17 protein-coding genes are annotated in these 17,940 nt (G+C 72.2%); 10 read left to right on the forward strand and 7 right to left on the reverse strand.

Annotated features, from left to right (window positions below):
* Positions 1-39 precede the first annotated feature (39 nt).
* Positions 40-2,220, forward strand: coding sequence for an accessory Sec system translocase SecA2 (secA2, locus tag ACBJ59_RS17555; protein ID WP_375111280.1), 2,181 nt, complete (start codon positions 40-42; stop codon positions 2,218-2,220).
* A gap of 8 nt (positions 2,221-2,228) precedes the next feature.
* Here secA2 and ACBJ59_RS17560 read toward each other — a convergent pair whose 3' ends face one another.
* Entirely contained in the window at positions 2,229-2,825 is a 597-nt protein-coding gene (locus ACBJ59_RS17560; protein ID WP_364115303.1) for a nucleotidyltransferase, read from the reverse strand.
* 70 nt (positions 2,826-2,895) lie between these two features.
* On the opposite strand from ACBJ59_RS17560, the gene ACBJ59_RS17565 reads away from it, so the two are divergent.
* On the forward strand, positions 2,896-3,381 hold the full coding sequence (locus ACBJ59_RS17565) for a DUF1360 domain-containing protein (protein ID WP_375111281.1): 486 nt from the start codon (positions 2,896-2,898) through the stop codon (positions 3,379-3,381).
* A gap of 7 nt (positions 3,382-3,388) precedes the next feature.
* Here ACBJ59_RS17565 and ACBJ59_RS17570 read toward each other — a convergent pair whose 3' ends face one another.
* On the reverse strand, positions 3,389-4,342 hold the full coding sequence (locus ACBJ59_RS17570; protein WP_375111282.1) for a TIGR03557 family F420-dependent LLM class oxidoreductase: 954 nt from the start codon (positions 4,340-4,342) through the stop codon (positions 3,389-3,391).
* Between the two features lie 71 nt (positions 4,343-4,413).
* On the opposite strand from ACBJ59_RS17570, the gene ACBJ59_RS17575 reads away from it, so the two are divergent.
* Entirely contained in the window at positions 4,414-4,563 is a 150-nt protein-coding gene (locus ACBJ59_RS17575; RefSeq protein ID WP_165959640.1) for a GPGG-motif small membrane protein, read from the forward strand.
* 134 nt (positions 4,564-4,697) lie between these two features.
* Positions 4,698-6,479, forward strand: a complete 1,782-nt coding sequence (locus ACBJ59_RS17580; RefSeq protein ID WP_375111283.1) for a PP2C family protein-serine/threonine phosphatase — start codon at positions 4,698-4,700, stop codon at positions 6,477-6,479.
* Positions 6,480-6,501: 22 nt separating this feature from the next.
* Here ACBJ59_RS17580 and ACBJ59_RS17585 read toward each other — a convergent pair whose 3' ends face one another.
* The 3 genes from ACBJ59_RS17585 to ACBJ59_RS17595 are packed head-to-tail and all read right to left on the reverse strand — an operon-like array spanning position 6,502 to position 8,587.
* Positions 6,502-7,257, reverse strand: coding sequence for a metallophosphoesterase (locus ACBJ59_RS17585; RefSeq protein WP_375111284.1), 756 nt, complete (start codon positions 7,255-7,257; stop codon positions 6,502-6,504).
* Complete coding sequence (locus ACBJ59_RS17590; RefSeq protein ID WP_364115293.1) at positions 7,241-7,489, reverse strand: BON domain-containing protein; 249 nt, start codon at positions 7,487-7,489, stop codon at positions 7,241-7,243. Before ACBJ59_RS17590 ends, ACBJ59_RS17585 begins: the two co-directional genes overlap by 17 nt.
* 45 nt (positions 7,490-7,534) lie before the next feature.
* Positions 7,535-8,587: a DNA topoisomerase IB gene (locus ACBJ59_RS17595; protein ID WP_375111285.1), complete on the reverse strand. Its 1,053-nt coding sequence runs from the start codon at positions 8,585-8,587 to the stop codon at positions 7,535-7,537.
* A gap of 54 nt (positions 8,588-8,641) precedes the next feature.
* On the opposite strand from ACBJ59_RS17595, the gene ACBJ59_RS17600 reads away from it, so the two are divergent.
* The 3 genes from ACBJ59_RS17600 (at position 8,642) to ACBJ59_RS17610 (ending at position 11,829) form a co-directional block, all read left to right on the forward strand.
* Complete coding sequence (locus ACBJ59_RS17600) at positions 8,642-8,899, forward strand: hypothetical protein (protein WP_375111286.1); 258 nt, start codon at positions 8,642-8,644, stop codon at positions 8,897-8,899.
* Between the two features lie 7 nt (positions 8,900-8,906).
* On the forward strand, positions 8,907-9,920 hold the full coding sequence (locus ACBJ59_RS17605; RefSeq protein ID WP_375111287.1) for an SDR family oxidoreductase: 1,014 nt from the start codon (positions 8,907-8,909) through the stop codon (positions 9,918-9,920).
* Between the two features lie 79 nt (positions 9,921-9,999).
* On the forward strand, positions 10,000-11,829 hold the full coding sequence (locus tag ACBJ59_RS17610) for a transketolase (protein ID WP_375111288.1): 1,830 nt from the start codon (positions 10,000-10,002) through the stop codon (positions 11,827-11,829).
* A 195-nt stretch (positions 11,830-12,024) separates the two neighbouring features.
* Here the strand turns inward: ACBJ59_RS17610 and ACBJ59_RS17615 are convergent, their stop codons facing one another.
* Both ACBJ59_RS17615 and ACBJ59_RS17620 read right to left on the reverse strand, forming a co-directional pair.
* Positions 12,025-12,408: a ChaB family protein gene (locus tag ACBJ59_RS17615; RefSeq protein WP_364115283.1), complete on the reverse strand. Its 384-nt coding sequence runs from the start codon at positions 12,406-12,408 to the stop codon at positions 12,025-12,027.
* A 13-nt stretch (positions 12,409-12,421) separates the two neighbouring features.
* Positions 12,422-12,703, reverse strand: a complete 282-nt coding sequence (locus ACBJ59_RS17620; RefSeq protein ID WP_364115281.1) for a hypothetical protein — start codon at positions 12,701-12,703, stop codon at positions 12,422-12,424.
* 62 nt (positions 12,704-12,765) lie between these two features.
* On the opposite strand from ACBJ59_RS17620, the gene ACBJ59_RS17625 reads away from it, so the two are divergent.
* The 3 genes from ACBJ59_RS17625 (at position 12,766) to ACBJ59_RS17635 (ending at position 17,938) form a co-directional block, all read left to right on the forward strand.
* The gene (locus ACBJ59_RS17625; RefSeq protein WP_375111520.1) at positions 12,766-13,251 is read left to right on the forward strand and encodes a shikimate kinase; all 486 of its coding nucleotides are present in this window, start codon (positions 12,766-12,768) and stop codon (positions 13,249-13,251) included.
* A 12-nt stretch (positions 13,252-13,263) separates the two neighbouring features.
* Entirely contained in the window at positions 13,264-13,818 is a 555-nt protein-coding gene (locus tag ACBJ59_RS17630; protein ID WP_375111289.1) for a GNAT family N-acetyltransferase, read from the forward strand.
* Between the two features lie 97 nt (positions 13,819-13,915).
* On the forward strand, positions 13,916-17,938 hold the full coding sequence (locus ACBJ59_RS17635) for a protein kinase (protein WP_375111290.1): 4,023 nt from the start codon (positions 13,916-13,918) through the stop codon (positions 17,936-17,938).
* Positions 17,939-17,940 lie beyond the last annotated feature (2 nt).

Raw genomic sequence — 17,940 nt, forward strand, 5'->3', positions numbered from 1 at the left:
GCGTGCGTTGGAGGAACTGTGGCCTCGCTCAAGGGAATAATGAGGAACCTCCTGGATCGTCCGGGAGGCGTCCCGCTCACGCCCTATCAGAAGATCGTCAAGGCGGCGGACGCCCGGGCCGACCGCATCCGCGGGCTCGACGAGCTGCCGGCGCCGGACATGAGCGACCTTGCCGAGTTCTGTGCCGTCGCGCGCGAGGCCGCCGACCGGACGTTGGGCCTGCGACCCTACGACGTGCAGTTGCTGGGGACGCTGGCCCTGCTCGACGGCAAGGTCGCCGAGATGGCCACCGGCGAGGGCAAGACCCTCTCCGGGGCCATGGCGGCGGCCGGCTACGCCCTGCAGGGCAAGCGCGTGCACGTCATCTCGGTCAACGACTACCTGGCGCGGCGCGACGCCGAGTGGATGGGCCCGTTCTACGAGGCGCTCGGCGTCAGCGTGGGCTGGATCGACCAGAACTCCTCGCCCGAGGAGCGGCGCGAGGCGTACGCGAAGAGCGTGACCTACGGGCCGGTCAGCGAGATCGGGTTCGACGTGCTGCGCGACCGCCTGCGCACCGACGCGGCCGAGATCATCGTGCCCGCGCCCGAGGTCGCGCTGATCGACGAGGCCGACTCGGTGCTGGTGGACGAGGCCCGCGTGCCGCTGGTCATGGCCGGGGCCGCCGACCCGGGCAGCGCGGTGCCGGAGATGGCGGCGCTGGTCAGGCAGCTGGTCCGCGGCTACCACTACGAGATCGACGAGCAGGCGCGCAACGTCTACCTCACCCCCAAGGGCGCCGACAGCGTGGAGAACCTCCTGGGCGTCGAGCTCTACGACGAGCACGAGCCCGGCGCGCTGATCGAGCTCAACCTGGCCCTGCACGCCCACGCGCTGCTGGCCCGCGACGTCGACTACATCGTGCGCGACGGCAAGGTGCAGCTCATCAACCCCTCGCGCGGCCGGGTGGCGCTGCTGCAGCGCTGGCCCAACGGCCTCCAGGCGGCCGTGGAGGCCAAGGAGGCGCTGCCGCCGAGCCAGAAGGGCGAGATCCTCGACTCGATCACCGTCCAGGGCCTGATCCGCCGCTATCCGCACATCTGCGGCATGACCGGCACGGCCGTGGCCGTCAGCGAGCAGCTCGGCGAGTTCTACGGGCTCAAGGTCGCGGTGATCCCGCCCAACCGGCCGTGCGTGCGCACCGACGAGCCGGACCGCGTCTACCCGACCGTCCCCGACAAGGACGCGGCGCTGGTCGAGGAGATCCAGACGGTCCACGAGAGCGGCCGGCCCATCCTCATCGGCACGCTCGACGTCGCCGAGTCGGAGAACCTCGCCAAGCTGCTGCAGCGGCGCGGCCTGGAGCCGGTCGTGCTCAACGCCAAGAACGACGCGGAAGAGGCCGCGATCATCGCCCGGGCGGGCGAGCGCGACGCCATCACCGTCTCCACCCAGATGGCCGGGCGCGGCACCGACATCCGCCTCGGCGAGGGCGTGGCCGAGCTCGGCGGCCTCTACGTGATCGGCTCGGGCCGCCACGCCAGCAGCCGCCTGGACGACCAGCTCCGGGGCCGCGCCGGCCGCCAGGGCGACCCCGGCGGCTCGGTCTTCTTCGTCAGCATGAAGGATGATCTGATCACCCAGTTCGTCCCCGACGAGCGCCCGCCCGCCGCCGACGCCGACGGCCTGGTCCGTCACCGGCGCGGCGCCTACCTCGTCGGCCACGCCCAGCGCGTCGCCGAGGGCGTCAACCTGGAGATCCACCGCAACACGTGGCGCTACACCCGGCTGCTGGAGCACCAGCGCGAGCTGATCCTCGAATGGCGGGACAAGGTCCTGCACGGCGACGCCGCCGCCAAGGCCCTCGAGACCGCCGACCCCGAGCGCTGGGCGGCCATGCCGGAGGACACCAGGGACGAGACGGCCCGCCAGATCGTGCTGCACGCCATCGACCGCTGCTGGACCGAGCACCTGGCGTTCCTGACCGACCTGCGCGAGGGCATCCACCTGCGGGCGCTGGGCCGGATGAGCCCGATCGACGAGTTCCACCGGGAGGCGGTGGCGGAGTACAAATCGCTGCTGGCCGAGGTGGAGCGGCGCTCGCTGGAGTCGTTCGAGGCTCCGGAGCCGGATCTCAAGCGGCCGACGGCGACCTGGACGTACCTCGTGCAGGACAACCCGTTCGGCACGGAGTGGGACCGCATCCTCAAGCGGGTCACCGCCGCGACCCGCCGCGGCTGATCAGCTGATCAGGGCCACTTGGGCTCGCCGCACGCCACGACGGGCCCGTCCAGCACGCCCAGCCTCTCCAGCAGCGTGATGAACGTGGTCGCGTACGGCGACTTGGCCGTCACGGCTGCCACCCTCGGCCAGTCCACCTGCTCCCGCAGCGCGCGCACCTGCGCCAGCAGCGCGCCGTAGTCGCAGGCGTGCTCCGACAGCGGCAGCAGCCAGGAGATGACCAGGTCGGTGGCCTCCAGCACGGGGACGATCACCGCCGACGCCTTCAGCGGCTCGGCCCGGTCGAGCAGCTCGTCGGTGATGGGCAGGTCGGACACCCGGAAGATGAGGTCCACCAGCCGCCCCTCGTCGTACGCCTTGACCAGCCAGTCCTCCGGCGGCTTGGCCGTCTGGAAACCCAGCCCGCGCAGCGCCTCCAACGCGGCGGGCACGTCGTGCTCGGTGAGGACGAAGTCCACGTCGTGCAGCGAAGGGGCTGCCCCCCGCGCGTACGCGGCGCATCCGCCGGCCAGCGCGAACTTGACCCCGGCGTCCTTGAGCCCCGAACTCGCGCGCTTGAGCGTGTCGAGGATGGCGTCGGTGACCGCGTGGCCGTGGCTACTCATGTGAACGGGCTACCCGAACGATGGTCGGCTAGACGTTGGATGCGAGGCCTTCCGGGTAGCGCCTGAACCTATGACCGAAATCCTCGAGAAGACCGAACAGTCCTACAAAGGCGATCATGACCGGCCGCTGGGCGGTTACGCCGGGATTCTCAGCGCGTACGGCGGGACTGTCGGCGTGGCCACCGTCGCGGCGCTGCTGGCCGGGCGGCGGCTCCCCGACCACGTCGGGGTGATGGACCTGCTGCTGATGGCCGCGTGCACGCACAAGGTGTCGCGCCGCCTGGCCAAGGATCCCGTGACCAGCCCGCTGCGCGCGCCGTTCACGCAGTACGAAGGCCCCGGCGGCCCCTCCGAGGTTCAGGAGAAGCCGCGCGGGGCGCTGGGCGAGCTGCTCGCCTGCCCGTTCTGCCTGGCGCAGTGGGTGGCCACCGGGTACGCCGCAGGCCTCGTGCTGGCTCCCCGTGTCACCCGGCTCGTGGGCGCGACCATGACGGCGGTGGCGATCTCGGACTGGCTGCAGCTCGCCTACGCGAAGCTGATGAAGTCGGCCGAGTAGTCCCCGGTCACCGGACCCGTGGCAGGACCTCGCGCTCGTAGAAGTCGAAGAACGCGTCCTGCTCCGGGCCGATCTGGTTGACGTAGACCTCGTCGAACCCGGCGTCCACGTACTGCCGGATGGCGCGGGCGTGGACCTCGGGGTCGGGGCCGACCGGGCTGCCGTTCACGGCCTCGTCCTCGGTGACCGACTCGGCGAGCTGCTCGAAGTGGCGGGGCAGCGGCAGGATCTGGGAGGCCTCGCCCTTGATGCCCTGCGTGGGCCACAGGCGGTGCACGGTCTTGCGGGCCGAGCCCTCGTCGGCGGCGTAGCAGGCCTTGAGCCCGCCGAGCGCCGGCTTGCCGGCGCCGCCCGCCTCGCGGAAGGCCCGTACGGAGTCGGCGTCCGGCGCGGTCGAGACGTAACCGTCGGCCAGGCGGCCGGCCAGCTCCGTCGACTTCCGGCCCAGCCCCGACATGAGGATGGGCGCCGGCTCCTCCGGCAGCGTGTAGAGCCGGGCGGTGTCCACCTGGTAGTGGCGGCCCCGGTGGGTCACCAGCTTGCCGGTGAACAGCTCCCGCATCAGCTCGACGGCCTCCTCCAGCATCTCCAGCCGCTCGCTGAGCGGGGGCCAGCGGGACTCGATCACGTGCTCGTTGAGCGCCTCGCCGGTGCCCACGCCGAGCCGGAAGCGGCCGCCGGTCAGCGCCGCCGTGGTGGCCGTGGCCTGGGCGATGACCACCGGATGGGTACGGATCAGGGGGCACGTCACCGCGGTGGTGATGGGCAGGGACGTGGCCTCGGCCAGCGCGCCGATCACGGACCAGACGAACGGGGACTGCCCCTGCTCGTCCAGCCAGGGATGGAAGTGGTCGGATATCCAGAGGGCCTCGAAGCCGGCGCGCTCGGCGGCCTTGGCCTGGCGTACCAGCTCTTTCGGGCCGTGTTCCTCGCACGACAGGAAATAACCGAAGGTCGTCATAACTTTTCCCCTGCCCGTCGCCCCGGGGGGAAACATGTTAAGCGCTCGTTCCTGGGGGCAGTTGCAGGCCCATGGCTACTTTGCTCTGGATCATCGCGGTTATTCTCGTCATCTCCGGGATCTACGTGATCCTGGCCAGGCGCGACCTGCTCTGGGGGATCGTTCTCATCGTCCTCGGATTCCTGGTCGGCCCGGGCGGGGTCAGCATCTTCAATGTCTAAGGGGACCATTCACCCGGTTCCCCACCCGTTTCGCCGCCGGGCCGATCCCCGAGAACGGTCCGGCGGTGCACTAGTTTTGTCGAAATATCCGTAGTGACGCCCCTCCTTTCCCCTTCCAGGGGAATGAGGAGCGGGTGAGCCAATATCCGCCGTTCAGCCGCTACGAGACCGGGGCTGCCTCGGCGAGAGTCCGTGACCAGCTCCTGCGGCTGCGTCATCAGATGCGCGACCAGGCCATCCTGGACGAGGCCACCGCCCGCCTCGCGACCGAGCTGAACATCCGCCCGGTCGAGGCGGCCGAGCAGCTCGCCAGGATGGCCCGGCACAGCGGGCTGGCCCCGATCGAGGTCGCCAGGGGCATCGAGCGCCCGTCCGAGGAGGCCGTCGGCCCGCTCGACGTGCCCGTCCGGGTGCGCGGCATGCTGGAGGCCGTCCACGCCTCCGCCCTCTACCTCACCCCCGTCCACGACGCCACGGGCCGCGTCGTGGACTTCCTGATCCTCGCGGCCAACCGGCACGCCAGGACCGTGGCCGGCCGTACGGCCGCGGAGCTGGCGGGGCGGCGGCTCATGACGGCGAGCCCGGGGGTGGCCGGCTCGGGGCTGCTCGACGACTGCATCGCGGTCTACGAGAGCGGCGAGCCCGTGCACCGGGAGGCGCTGGAGTTCGTGGAGGTGCTGGACCACCTGCTCTGGCCGGCCACGCTCAGCGTGCGCGCGGCCCGGGTGGATGACGGGCTGCTGGTGAGCTGGCGGCCACTCGACGACGAGGAGTTGCTCGTCTCCGGCTGGGAACGCGCCCAGCGCCTGGCCGAGCTGGGCTGGGGCGAGTGGAACCTGGCCACGGAGCGCACGCTGTGGACGCCGCAGATGTACGAGATGCTCGGCCGCGACCGCTCCGACGGGCCCATGTCGCTGGAGGAGCTGCCGGCCTCGGTGGTGCCCGACGACCTGCCGATCGTCGAGGAGCACCTTCGCTCGCTGCTGGAACACCGGGAGGCGGTCGAGAACGAGTTCAGGATCCAGCACCGGCACGGCGTGCGGCACCTCTGCGTGTACGGCGAGCCGATCCTCGACACCGACGGAGTGCCGGTCAAGGTGCGCTTCCTGGTCCAGGACGTGACCAGGAACCGGCGCAGGGAGCGGGCCCTGGCCGTGGCGCACGAGCAGGCGCTCTCGCAGCGTCGGCGGGCCGAGGAGGAGCACGACGTCACCGTCCGGCTGCAGGACACGATCCTGCCGTTCCGCCGCGGGCTCATCCAGATGCCGGGGCTGACGATCGGGGTGCGCTACCTGCCCGGCGAGGAGCTCATCCGGCTGGGCGGCGACTGGTTCAAGGCCCGCCACCTGCCCGACGGCCGGGTGCTGCTGGCGATCGGGGACGCGATGGGGCACGGGCTGACGGCGGCCAGCCTCATGATCCAGATGCGGGCGGGCCTGGCCGGGCTGGCCTACACGGGGGCGTCCGCGGACCAGCTCGCCACCTGGCTGAACGACCTCATCGTGCACTCCAACCAGGGCGTCACCGTGACCGGCACCGCGATCATCGGCCACTTCGACCCGGCGGAGCGCACGTACCGCTGGACGAACGCCGGCCATCCGGCTCCTGTGCTGATCAGGGACGGCCGGGCGCGGCTGCTGGACCCGGCGCCGGGGCTCATGCTGGGGGCCTTCGACGTCACCGAGTACGACCTGACCACGACCCGGCTGGAGCCCGGCGACTTCCTCATCCTCTACACCGACGGGATCGTCGAGCGGCGCGGGCAGGACATGGCGGCCCGTATGGACGCGCTGATCCAGGCCGCGCACTTCTGCTGCGGCGACGATCCGGAGGAAGTGATCGCCTGCCTGCTCAAGCGTCTGGGAGGCGAGGCGGCCGAGGACGATGTGTGCGTCCTCGCCGTACGGGTGCTCTAGCCGCCCTCGCTCGTGGGGATGGTCAGCCGCCCTCGCCGCGATAGCCGTCCTCGCACTCGAGGCAGTAGACGGCGTAGGCCTTGCCGAGCACCGGCAGCGCGACGTTACGGACCCTGATGCCGCCCGGCGTCATGCCCTTCTCGCTGCCCTTGTGCGCGTGCCCGTGCAGGATCAGGTCGGCCCCGGCCGTGTCGACCGCCTCGGCCAGCAGGTAGCTGCCGAGGAAGGGGTAGATCTCGTGCGGCTCGCCCTCCAGCGTCTCCTTGATCGGGGAGTAGTGCGAGAGCACGACGCGCTCGTCGGCCACGATCTCCTTCAGCGCGACCTTCCACGCCTCGGCGATGTAGCGCGTGTGGGAGACGAAGTTCTTGATCTCGCGCTCGCCGAACTCGCTCGCGCACTTGCCCGCGTACCCGCCGCCGAACCCCTTCCCGCCGACGACGCCCAGCTTCTTGTCGCCGCACTGCACCACGACGCCGTCGTCGTCGAGCACGATGACGCCGGCGTCGCGCAGCTCGGCGGCGATCTCGTACTGCAGGTCGGAGTGGTAGTCGTGGTTGCCGAGCACCGCGACCACCGGTATCGGCAGGCCGCGCAGCTCGTCGGCCACCACCCGGCCCTCCTCCAGCGTGCCGTGCCGGGTCAGGTCTCCCGCCAGCATGAACACGTCCGCGCGGTCCTCGATGCCCTCGAGCCTCTTCCTGTACTGGCCTTTGACGTCCTCGCCCAGGTGAATGTCACCCACGGCCGCAATGCGAAGGTCAGTCAAGATGCTCATCCTCCCCTGGCTCGGTGAGGTCCACCACGTTGATCTCGTTGTGCACGTGGAGCTCGGGCGCGGCCTCGTGCGCCACCTGGCCGAGCCGCTCGCGCTGCTCGGGACCGCTCACCTGACCGCGTAGGAACAGCTGGTCGCCTCTTATGTCGACGCGGATTCCGAGCTCGTGGGTGCGTCCGTCCTCGGCCAGCGCCTGCTGGACACGGGCCGCGACGTACTGCGGAGCTTCCATCGCTCGCCTCCTTCTTCTGTCGCCGCATGCCCGGGTATGAACAGCTCAAACGGCACGTATCAGCTCAATGACCGCGCGTTCCACCGGGCCCGCCGTGGCGAGCTGCCCGAAGTCGGCGTCCGCTCCCAGCTCGGTCAGCGCCGCCGCGATGGTCCTGTCCTGGTCGTACGCCTCCACCACGCGCGGGTCCACGTACGACGCCCTGGCCACGCTGGGCGTGTTGCCCAGGTATTCGGCGACCTCGCGCATCACCCGGGTGACGGCCCGCTGCTTGCCCGTCCGCCCCGCGTGCCGGGCCGGCCGGGACACCGCCAGCCCCACGGCCGCCAGGACGGTGGCGTGCCAGGTGCGGAAGTCCTTGGCGGTGACCTCGTACCCGATGATCTCGCGCAGGTACTCGTTGATGTCCTCGCTCCTGATGTCGCTCCACCCGCCCGCGTGCCGGTAACGCAGCAGCTCGCCCTGCTCGCCCAGCGCCTTGAGCGCCCTGAGCACCTTGCACGCCCCCGGATCGGCCACCTCGACCTCGCGCTCCACGTCGCCCTTGGCCTGGTAGGAGCACGTGACGATGCCTCCGGCGCAGGTCACGTGCTCCATCCTGAGCGTGGCCAGCCCGTAGGTGTCGTAGCTCTCGCCGCCGATGCGGAAGAAGCCGATGTCGAGCAGCCGGGCGGCGGCGGCCAGCACCCGCTGCCGGGTCAGCCCGCGCCCCTTGAGCTGGTCGTCCACGGCCTTCCTGAACGCGGGCAGCCGCTCGGCCACCTCCAGCACCCGGTCGAACTTGGCGCGGTCCTGCTGCTCGCGCCACACGTCGTGGTAGCGGTACTGCCGGCGCCCCGCGGTGTCCGTCCCCACGGCCTGCAGGTGCCCGTCGGGCGACGTGCAGATCCACACGTCCTGCCAGGCCGGCGGGATGGCCAGCGCCTTGATCCGCGCGAGCGTGGCGGGGTCGCGCACCGGGCGGCCGTCGGGCCCGGTGTAGCTGAAACCGCGCCCGCGCCGGCGGCGCGCGATGCCGGGCTCGCTCTGGTCGCTCGGGCGCAGGTCGACGCAGGGGTCGCCGGCCGGCGACGCCGCGTGGGGATCTGGCTCGGGCACGGAGGGGCGCTACCCAGGACGTTAGGCACCAAACGGGACGGGCAGGTGAGCGGCATGGTTGACAAAGGAGAGTGGCACGAGGAGCGGGACCGCCAGGGCCATGCCATGGTGCCCGCCACCCCGAGCGACGTGGTGCACATCAGGGTGGGGTCGTTCATCCTGGTGTTCCTGTTCGCGTTCACGGTACTGGGGCTCATCACCGGGGCGCCCGTCCTGGCGGGCATCGCCATCCTGCTGGGCATCGCCACGGTGGTCGACATCACACTGGCCGTACGCCGCCAGAAGCGGCGCCACGACGGAGAGGCGGGCTGATCTCGGCATGGCACCACTTCGAGGGCGGGTAGTCGTGGTGACAGGAGCGAGCGGCGGGGTCGGGCGCGCGGTCGCCCGCGAGCTGGGCGCGCGGGGTGCCAAGGTGGCCCTGATCGCCCGGGGCACGACCGGCCTGGGCGCCGCCGCCGTGGACGTCGGGACGGAGGGCGGGACCGGCAAGGTATACGAGGCCGACGTGGCCGACTACGAGCAGGTACGGCACGCGGCCGAGCGCATCGAGACGGAGATGGGCCCGATATCCGTCTGGATAAACACCGCCTTCTCCTCCGTGTTCGCGAAATTCACCGACATATCCCCAGACGAGTACGAACGCACCACCGCCGTCACCTACCTGGGCTACGTCTGGGGCACCAAGGTGGCCCTGGACCTCATGCGCCCGCGCAACGCCGGCGCGATCGTCCAGACGGGCTCGGCCCTGTCACACCGCGGCATCCCGCTGCAGTCGGCCTACTGCGGCGCCAAACACGCGATCAAGGGCTTCTCCGAGTCGGTCCGCACGGAGCTCATGGGCGACGGCAGCAACGTCCGGGTCACCCTCGTACAACTCCCCGCGGTCAACACCCCGCAGTTCGACTGGGTCCTGTCCAAGCTCCGCCGGCACCCCCAGCCCGTCCCCCCGATCTACCAGCCGGAGGTGGCGGCCAGGGCCATCGTGTACGCCGCCGAGCACCCGGAGCGCAAGGAGTACTGGGTGGGCATCAGCACGGCGGCCACCCTCCTGGCGCAGCGCGTGGCCCCGGCCCTGGTGGACCGCTACCTGGCCAGGACCGGCGTGCAGTCCCAGCTCACGGACGAGAAGGAGCCCAGCGGCGTGTCGAACCTGTGGGAGCCGGCCGACGAGTCCGCGGACTACGGCGCCCACGGCTCGTTCGACCACCGCTCGCACGCCCGCAGCCCCCAGCTCTGGCTCTCCCAGCACCGCCGCCCGGTCCTCCTGTCGCTGGCCGGGGGCGCGGCGGCGGCCGGCGTCGCCGCCCTGCGCCGCCTCAGGCGCTCCTGACCCCCTTCTCCCGGGACGTCCGCGCCGAGTTAAGCGCGGGCGTCGGGGTAGGCGGGGCAGAAACCGTCTCGAGGAGGTCATGATGCCTGAACGCGATCTTCAGTACCTGGCCGAACTGGCGGCGCAGTTGCGCGTCGATTCCGTACGTGCCGCCGCCGAGGCCGGTTCCGGCCATCCGACCTCGTCCATGTCCGCCGCCGACCTGATGGCGGTGCTGTTCGCCTGCCACCTCCGCTACGACTTCGACGACCCTGACAACCCCGCCAACGACCATCTGATCTTCTCCAAGGGGCACGCCTCTCCCCTGCTCTACTCCCTCTACAAGGCGGCCGGCGTGATCAGCGACGAGGAGTTGCTGTCGTTCCGGCGAAGAGGCAGCCGTCTGGAGGGCCATCCCACGCCCCGGCTGCCCTGGGTGGACGTGGCCACCGGTTCGCTGGGGCAGGGGCTGCCGGTGGGAGTGGGGGTGGCGATGGCCGGGCGGCTGGAGCGGGTGCCGTACCGGGTCTGGGTGTTGTGCGGTGACAGCGAGCTGGCCGAGGGATCCATCTGGGAGGCCGCCGAGCACGCGGGCGACGAGGGGCTGGCCAACCTGACGGCGATCGTGGACGTCAACCGGCTCGGGCAGCGGGGACCCACCCGGCACGGATGGGACACGGGGGCCTACGCGCGCAGGTTCGGGGCGTTCGGCTGGCACACGATCGAGATCGACGGGCACGATCCCGGGCAGATCGACTACGCGCTCAGCGACGCCCGCAACACGCGCCGGCGGCCGACCGTGATCCTGGCCAAGACCCGCAAGGGCGAAGGGGTGCTCGAGGTCGAGAACCGCGAGGGCGCCCACGGCAAGGCGCTGAAGGATCCGGACAAGGCGGTGGAGGAACTGGGCGGGGCCCGGACCGTGCGGGTCGAGGTGCACGGGCCCGAGCAGGGTTCCGCGCCGTACCGGTTCGAGAGCAACGGGATGGAGCTGCCCTCCTACCCGGTGGGCGAGAAGGTCGCCACGCGCACGGCGTACGGGGAGGCGCTGGCGGCGCTCGGCGCCGCCCGGGGGGACGTCGTGGCGCTGGACGGCGAGGTGGCGGACTCGACGAAGACCGAGACGTTCGGCAAGGAGTTCCCCGAGCGGTTCTTCGAGATGTACATCGCCGAGCAGCAGCTCGTGGCGGCCGCCATCGGGCTGCAGGTGCGGGGCTGGAAGCCGTACGCGGCCACGTTCGCGGCGTTCCTGACCCGGGCGCACGACTTCATCAGGATGGCCGGCGTGAGCCGGGCCTCCATCCGGCTGGTCGGCTCGCACGCCGGGGTGGCGATCGGCGAGGACGGCCCGTCGCAGATGGGCCTGGAGGATCTGGCCATGTTGCGGACCGTGCACGGCAGCACCGTGCTCTACCCGTGCGACGCCAACCAGACGGCCGCCCTGATCGCCGAGATGGCCGACCTGGAGGGCGTGTCGTACCTGCGGACCACGCGGGGCGACACGCCGGTGATCTACCAGCCGGGTGAGCGGTTCGCGGTGGGCGGGTCGCGGGTGCTGCGGCACACGCCCGGCGACCGGGCCACGATCGTGGCCGCCGGCGTGACCGTGCACGAGGCGCTGGCCGCGGCCGACGCGCTGCACGAGTCCGGGATCCCGGTGGGGGTGATCGACCTGTACTCGATCAAGCCCGTCGACACGGCCGTGCTGGTCGAGGCGGCCACCACCACGGGCAACCTCATCACGGTCGAGGACCACCGGATCGAGGGCGGGCTGGGCGACGCGGTGATGGACGCGGTGAGCGAGCTGGGGCCGCGGGTGGTGAAGCTGGCCGTGACGGGGCTGCCCGGATCGGCGACCCCGGAGGAGCAGCTCGCCGACGCCCGCATCGACCGCACCGCCATCGCCGAGGCCGTCAAGCGGCTGCTGTGACTTCCCCTACGGTGGCTTCCCCTACGGTGGTTTCCCGTGCGGTGACTTCCCCTGCTGTGACTTCCCCCGTGATTTCCGCGGAAGTGACGTCGGGCGGGCATGGATGAGGGCCGACGAAGCTCGCCGGCCCTCTGATCAGCGCGACGGTCCGCGCCATGGTCCCTGCCACGGTACGCGCGGCGGGCCGCGCGACGGTCAGCGGGACTTCGCCGTGGCCTTCCTGTTCGCCTTCTTGATGGCACCCACCAGCTCCTGCTTGGTCATCTTCGACCGGCCGCGCACGCCGAGCTTGGCGGCCACGCCCTGCAGGTGTTCCTTGCTGGCGTTGGCGTCCACGCCCTCGGCCGTCCGGCCGGACCGGTCGGTCGCGCCCTTGTCCGAGGGCCCCTTCTGCGCCTTCGGCTCCCAGTGGTCGCCCACCTTCTCGAAGGAGTGCTTGAGCGCGGCGAACGCGGTCATGTGCGCGCGCCGCCCCTCGCCGTACTCCTTGACGGCCGAGTCGTGCGCCTTGATCCACGTGTTCTGCGCCTTCTTGGGCGAACGCTTGATGGTCGACGGCAGCTCTTCAACGGCTGGCATGTCGATTCACCTCCTACAGCGGTGGTTCGTCGTAGTGGCGGCGCTCCTCGTACACGGCGGTCCGGCGGGTCTCAGGCTCTTCGTAGACCTCGTGGCGGTGGACCGGCTCGTCGATGGGGCCGACCGCCCTGCGGGTGACGCTGATCCTGTATATGCCGAACAGGAGTCCGGCCAGACCACCGAGCATGAGGATGACGCCCACTACGTTGATGTCGAGACCGGCGAGGTCGAACTCGACGGCCCAGGTGAGGATCGCACCGAGCATGATGAGGATGATGCTTCCGGCGATGGTCATCAGATTTACCTCCTTGACACGAAGGAACCTCTATCCACATGTCGAAAAACAAACCAGTCGTGATGATCGGACTCATGGGCTCCGGCAAGACGACCTCCGGCCGCCTGATCGCCGAGGCTCTCGGGCTGCCGTTCACCGACAGCGACCAGTACCTCGAGGAGAGGCACGGCGGCACCTCCGCGCCGATCGCCGCCAAGGAGGGGAAGGAGGCGCTGCACCGGTACGAGGCCGAGCACGTGCTCGACGGGCTGGCGGGCGAGCCGAAGGTGATCGCGGCGGCGGCCAGCACGGTCGAGAGCCCTCAGGTGCGCGAGGCGCTGGGCGGCGCGTTCGTGGTCTGGGTGGACGCTGCCGACGAGGTGCTGGCCGAGCGGATGCGCACCAGCACGCACCGGCCGGAGTACGCCCCGGCGGCGATGCGGGCCCGCCGCGAGCCGTACTTCCGGGAGGTGGCGGACCTGGTCTGCGACGTCGGCGTGATGAGCCCCGAGCAGGTGCGGGACGCGGTGCTGCGGAAAATGGGTTTGCCCGAGGTTGATCGCGACTGATAGCCAGAGGGGATGTTCGCCGAGAAACCCACCCTGAAGGGTGAGCGCGTGACGCTGTGCCCGGTCGGCCCCGAGCACCTCGCGGGCCTCATCGAGCTCGTCTCCGACCCGGAGGTGCACCGGCTGACCGGCTCGCACGGGGAGTTCGACGAGGCGCGGCTGCGCCGGTGGTACGCCACCCGCGGCGACCACGCCGACCGCCTCGACCTGGCGATCACGGCGGACGGCGAGTTCGTCGGCGAGATCGTGCTCAACGAGCTCGACGCCGGCAACCTGTCCTGCAACCTGCGCATCGCGCTGATCGGCCCGCGGGCCTTCGGCAAGGGCTACGGCACCGAGGCGATCGAGCTGCTCCTCGACCACGCCTTCGGCACGACGCCGCTGCACCGGATCCGGCTGGGCGTCTACGCCTTCAACGACCGGGCGCGGCACGTCTACAAGAAGGTCGGCTTCGTCGAGGAGGGCGTCGAGCGCGACGCGCTGCTGTGGGACGGCGAGTGGCACGACTCCGTGCTCATGGCCGTGCTCCGGCCGGAGTGGCAGGCGAGATCCCGGAGCCTGGCATAATGATCATGACACATGGGTCCCCCGAGGCGCGCGGGGGACCTGTGGCGTCATTCCGGACAACCAATGGGCGGTGTCGTGCATCTAAGCATCAGTGACGATGCGCTTGGTGCCCGGTGACCCCGAGAGGCTCGGCGGCTACTGGCTGTCGGCCAGGCTCGGCGCGGGCGGGCGCGGCATCGTCTACGACGCCTACGACGACGAGGGCCGAAGGTTCGCCGTCACCGTGCCGCGGGGCGAGGTCGGGCGCCGGTTCGAGCGGGTGACCTGTCGCCACCTGGCGGAGGTGGTCGCCGTCGGGTCCGACGAGGGCGTCCCCTACGTGGTGAGCGAGTACGTGAACGGGCCCGACCTGCGGCAGGCGGTCGAGCTGAACGGGCCGTACGCGGGTGACGAGCTGGTCGCGCTGGCCGGCGCGCTGGCGGTCGCGCTGGCCGCGTTGCACGAGGCCAAGCTGACCCATCGGGGGCTGAACCCGGAGAGCGTGCTGCTGGCCGACGACGGGCCCAAGGTGATCGAGCTGGGGCTGCCGGCCGCGGCACCGGTGGGCGGGACGTGCACCTACCTGGCTCCCGAGGTCCTGACCGGGCAGGCCGCCGAGGCGGCGGCCGACGTGTTCGCGTGGGGCGCGGTGGTGCTGTTCGCGGCCACCGGGCGCGATCCGTTCCGCGGTGACAGCCTCGGCGGGATCATGCACCGGCTGCTGACCGTCGACCCCGATCTGAGCTGCCTGCCGGACCCGCTGTGCGAGCTGGTGGGGCGGGCGCTGGCCAAGGATCCCGCCGACCGGCCCGCGGCGGCCGAGCTGCTGGTCGAGAGCGAGGCCGGGCTGCGGCCGCCCGAGGCGTACGCGCGGACGCGGTCGCTCGGCGAGGTGGCCGAGGCGGCCTACCTCTCCCTCACGCCCCGCCAGCAGGAGGAGGTGCCGGGGCTGCTGCTGCGCCTGCTCGACGGCGACAGCCCGCACGACGAGGGCGACGTGCTCGGCCCGCTCATGGAGGCCGGCCTGCTGGTACGCCGCAGCGTACGCGTGCCGCCCGCCGAGACCGCCGTGGGCAAGCTCGTGGCCGTCAGCGACAGCCGGGTGGCCCCGGCCAGCGCCGCGCTCTACCGGGCCTGGCCCCGGCTGCGCGGCTGGGTGGCCGACGAGCGCGAGGGCATGCCGGTGCACCGGCGCATCCGCGAGGCCGCCCGGCACTGGTCCGAACACCGGCGCGGCCGGAGCCACCTCTTCCGGGGGCGGGAGCTCGACACGGCGCTCGGCTGGGCCGCGACCAAGCGCCGCCACGTACGTCTCAACCAGCTCGAACGCGACTTCCTCAACGACAGCGTGGCCCTGTCCAAGCAGCGCAGGAAGCTCCTGATCCCCTCGCTGGCGACGGTGGCGGGCGTGCTGGCGGTCGCGGTGACGATGACGGTCGTGTCCGTGCACGGCCAGAACGACCTGCGCGGCCGACTGATCGACGCCGACGCCCGCGCCGTGGCCGCCCGGGCGGAGGCGATGCGGACGTCCGATCCGCGCACGGCGATGCGGCTGAGCGTGGCCGCCTGGCGGATGTCGCCGGTGTTCGAGGCGCGGGCGGCGTTGCAGGCGTCGCTGGTGCAGCCGGAGCTGGGCGTGTTCACCGACCCCGGGGCGGACGCGCGGGCGCGTTACCTGCTGCGCGGGGACGAGCTGGTCCGGTGGGACACCGGTTCCGTCACCGTGTGGGACGTCGCCGGGGGTCGGCAGGTGGCCTCGTACGCGCTGCCCGCGGGAAGCACGGCGCTGAGCGACGACGGCCGCTACGCCGAGCTGACCGCCGGCCGGACGTTCGACGTGACCACCGGGCAGGCCCCCGCCGAGACCGTCTACGCGATCAGCCGGGGGAACCGGACCCGGGTCTACCGGGGCACGCGGGTGCTGTTCGACGTGACCGACCGGAAGGTGGCCCTGTCTCCCGACGGGACCCGGGCGGCCCTCTCCGGCCTGAACGGGCGGGTCGAGCTCTGGGAGCTGGCGCCGCGCCGGGTCAGGACGGGGGTCGTGAAGGTCGAGCCGCTCACAGGTGCGGACGCGGCGGCGCCCGCCCTTGCGTTCAGTCCCGACGGGGTCACGCTGGCGGTGGCGGGGCGCGACGGGGTCACGCTCGTGGGCCCCAGGGACGCGGCCCGCACGGGACGGGCGAACACCCTCGACGCCCCCGACCCGGCCGGCACGCCCGCTCCCCCCGGCACGAACGACGTGCTGGCCAACGGCCTCCCGACACCACCCCCCGACACGGCGGCCCGGCCGGCCGCGTCCCAGAACCCTGGCGCCACCGCCGCGTCCCAGAACCCTGGCGCCACCGCCGCGTCCCAGGCCCCGGACGCCGCCACGGGTGCGCCGCCGAGCTCCGGGGTGGTCGCCATGCCGACCCCGGGAGCGTCCCAGGGCCCGCGCGCTACCGCACCGCAGACCGCCGACACCTGGGTGCCCGCCGCCACCGGCTCGGACCGTGTGCGGACCTTCCGCGTGAAGGGCGGCCCGTCCGCCGACGCGGGACCACCGGAGACGCGCACCACCATCGCGGACACCCGCGGCCCCGCCCCCACGACCGGGCGAACCCGCCCGACCGGCACCACGGGGCCGACCCGCTCCGACGGCCGCGCCACCGGACCCGACACCCGCCCGACTTCGGCCGACAGCCACCGAACGTCGGCGGACAGCCACCCGACCGGGGCGGACACCCGCCCGACCGGAGACGCCAGCCACCCGGCCTCGGCGGACAGCCACCCGACCGGACCCGACAGCGGTGTGACCGGAGTCGACGGACGGGCCACCGGGGCCGACAGCGCCACCCGAGCCGACGGCAACAGGATCGGGGCCGTCGGCGGGAAGACGCGGGAGCCGCAGGTGGGGCGGCCGGGCAGTGGCGAGCCGGAGGCAGGACGGTCCGCAGGGCGCGACCCCGGGGAGCCGAAGGATCGGGCCTGGGGTGTGGAGGTCGTGGACGGGCTGGAGGCCACCCCGGGCTCGTCGGCCGGCCCGCTCGTCTTCAGCCCCGACGGCCACCTGCTCGCCCTCCCCGGCGAGGGCGAGGTACGGGTCTGGAACGTGGCCGAGCGCCGCCTGGCAGGCTCCTACCCCCTGAAGGACCCCGGCCACGGCCTGGCGTTCTCCACCGACGGCCACTCCCTCCGCTACCTCAGCGGCATCGGCTCGGTGGTCTCGCTCGACGTCGCCGGCCTGCCGGTCCCGTCCGACGACGGCCACATCGCCGCCTTCTCCGGCAACGGGCGCGTCGCGGCCAAGGAGGTCGGCAACACCATCGAGCTCACCGACACCGAGGAGCGCAGGAAGCTGGGCCGCGTCACCGCCGCCGGCGACCTGGCCTTCGACGCGGCGGGCCGGCTGCTGGCCGTGGCGGGCGACCCGGTGACCGTGTGGGAGGTGACCGGCGGCAGGCAGGTGACCACCATCGAGGCGGGCGGCGACGTACCGGCCGTGGCGCTCTCCCCTGACGGCGGCACGGTGGCCACCGCGCGCGGCCACACCCTGGAGACGTGGGACGTGCGCACGGGGCGGCGGATCAAGGTGTACGAGGGCGCGGGCGACCTGGCGCTGGCCTTCAGCCCGGACGGCTCGACGCTGGCGGCCGGCGCCAAGCTGCTCGACCTGCGTACCGGCCAGGTCACCCCGCTGGTCCTGGCGGCCAGGGCCGGCGACGGGGCGGCCGCGACCGCGCTGGCCTTCTCGCCGGACGGGCGCAGGCTGGCGTTCGGGCTGGAGGGCGGCCGGGTGCTGCTGTGGGACGTACGCGAGCGCGTGCCGCTGGGCACGATCGAGACCGGCACGGCCCCGGTGGACGAGCTGCGCTTCTCCCCGGACGGCGGCCTGCTGGCCATCGACGCCACCCGTACCTCGCTGTGGGACACCAGGTCGCTGCGCGAGGTCGGCCAGGTCGGTTCGTGGGCCGCCGGGCCGGCCTTCAGCCAGGACGGCCGGCGGCTGCGCGGCGTGGCGCTCGACGGCACCGTACGCGAGATCGCGGTCGACCCCGCGCTGACCGCGCAGGAGGTGTGCGCCAGGGCGGGCGGCCAGCTGAGCAGGGCGGAGTGGTCGCGGCTGATCCCGGAGAGCGGCTACCAGGACGTCTGCTGACC

Source organism: Nonomuraea sp. MTCD27 (assembly GCF_041950495.1).
GTDB lineage: Bacteria > Actinomycetota > Actinomycetes > Streptosporangiales > Streptosporangiaceae > Nonomuraea.

Bases quoted from the DNA above. Each gene is read 5' to 3' on its own strand.
- secA2 (WP_375111280.1), top strand. From the start codon at position 40: ATGAGGAACCTCCTGGATCGTCCGGGAGGCGTCCCGCTCACGCCCTAT.
- ACBJ59_RS17560 (WP_364115303.1), bottom strand. From the start codon at position 2,825: ATGAGTAGCCACGGCCACGCGGTCACCGACGCCATCCTCGACACGCTC.
- ACBJ59_RS17565 (WP_375111281.1), top strand. From the start codon at position 2,896: ATGACCGAAATCCTCGAGAAGACCGAACAGTCCTACAAAGGCGATCAT.
- ACBJ59_RS17570 (WP_375111282.1), bottom strand. From the start codon at position 4,342: ATGACGACCTTCGGTTATTTCCTGTCGTGCGAGGAACACGGCCCGAAA.
- ACBJ59_RS17575 (WP_165959640.1), top strand. From the start codon at position 4,414: ATGGCTACTTTGCTCTGGATCATCGCGGTTATTCTCGTCATCTCCGGG.
- ACBJ59_RS17585 (WP_375111284.1), bottom strand. From the start codon at position 7,257: ATGAGCATCTTGACTGACCTTCGCATTGCGGCCGTGGGTGACATTCAC.
- ACBJ59_RS17590 (WP_364115293.1), bottom strand. From the start codon at position 7,489: ATGGAAGCTCCGCAGTACGTCGCGGCCCGTGTCCAGCAGGCGCTGGCC.
- ACBJ59_RS17600 (WP_375111286.1), top strand. From the start codon at position 8,642: ATGGTTGACAAAGGAGAGTGGCACGAGGAGCGGGACCGCCAGGGCCAT.
- ACBJ59_RS17605 (WP_375111287.1), top strand. From the start codon at position 8,907: ATGGCACCACTTCGAGGGCGGGTAGTCGTGGTGACAGGAGCGAGCGGC.
- ACBJ59_RS17610 (WP_375111288.1), top strand. From the start codon at position 10,000: ATGATGCCTGAACGCGATCTTCAGTACCTGGCCGAACTGGCGGCGCAG.
- ACBJ59_RS17615 (WP_364115283.1), bottom strand. From the start codon at position 12,408: ATGCCAGCCGTTGAAGAGCTGCCGTCGACCATCAAGCGTTCGCCCAAG.
- ACBJ59_RS17620 (WP_364115281.1), bottom strand. From the start codon at position 12,703: ATGACCATCGCCGGAAGCATCATCCTCATCATGCTCGGTGCGATCCTC.
- ACBJ59_RS17625 (WP_375111520.1), top strand. From the start codon at position 12,766: ATGATCGGACTCATGGGCTCCGGCAAGACGACCTCCGGCCGCCTGATC.
- ACBJ59_RS17630 (WP_375111289.1), top strand. From the start codon at position 13,264: ATGTTCGCCGAGAAACCCACCCTGAAGGGTGAGCGCGTGACGCTGTGC.
- ACBJ59_RS17635 (WP_375111290.1), top strand. From the start codon at position 13,916: ATGCGCTTGGTGCCCGGTGACCCCGAGAGGCTCGGCGGCTACTGGCTG.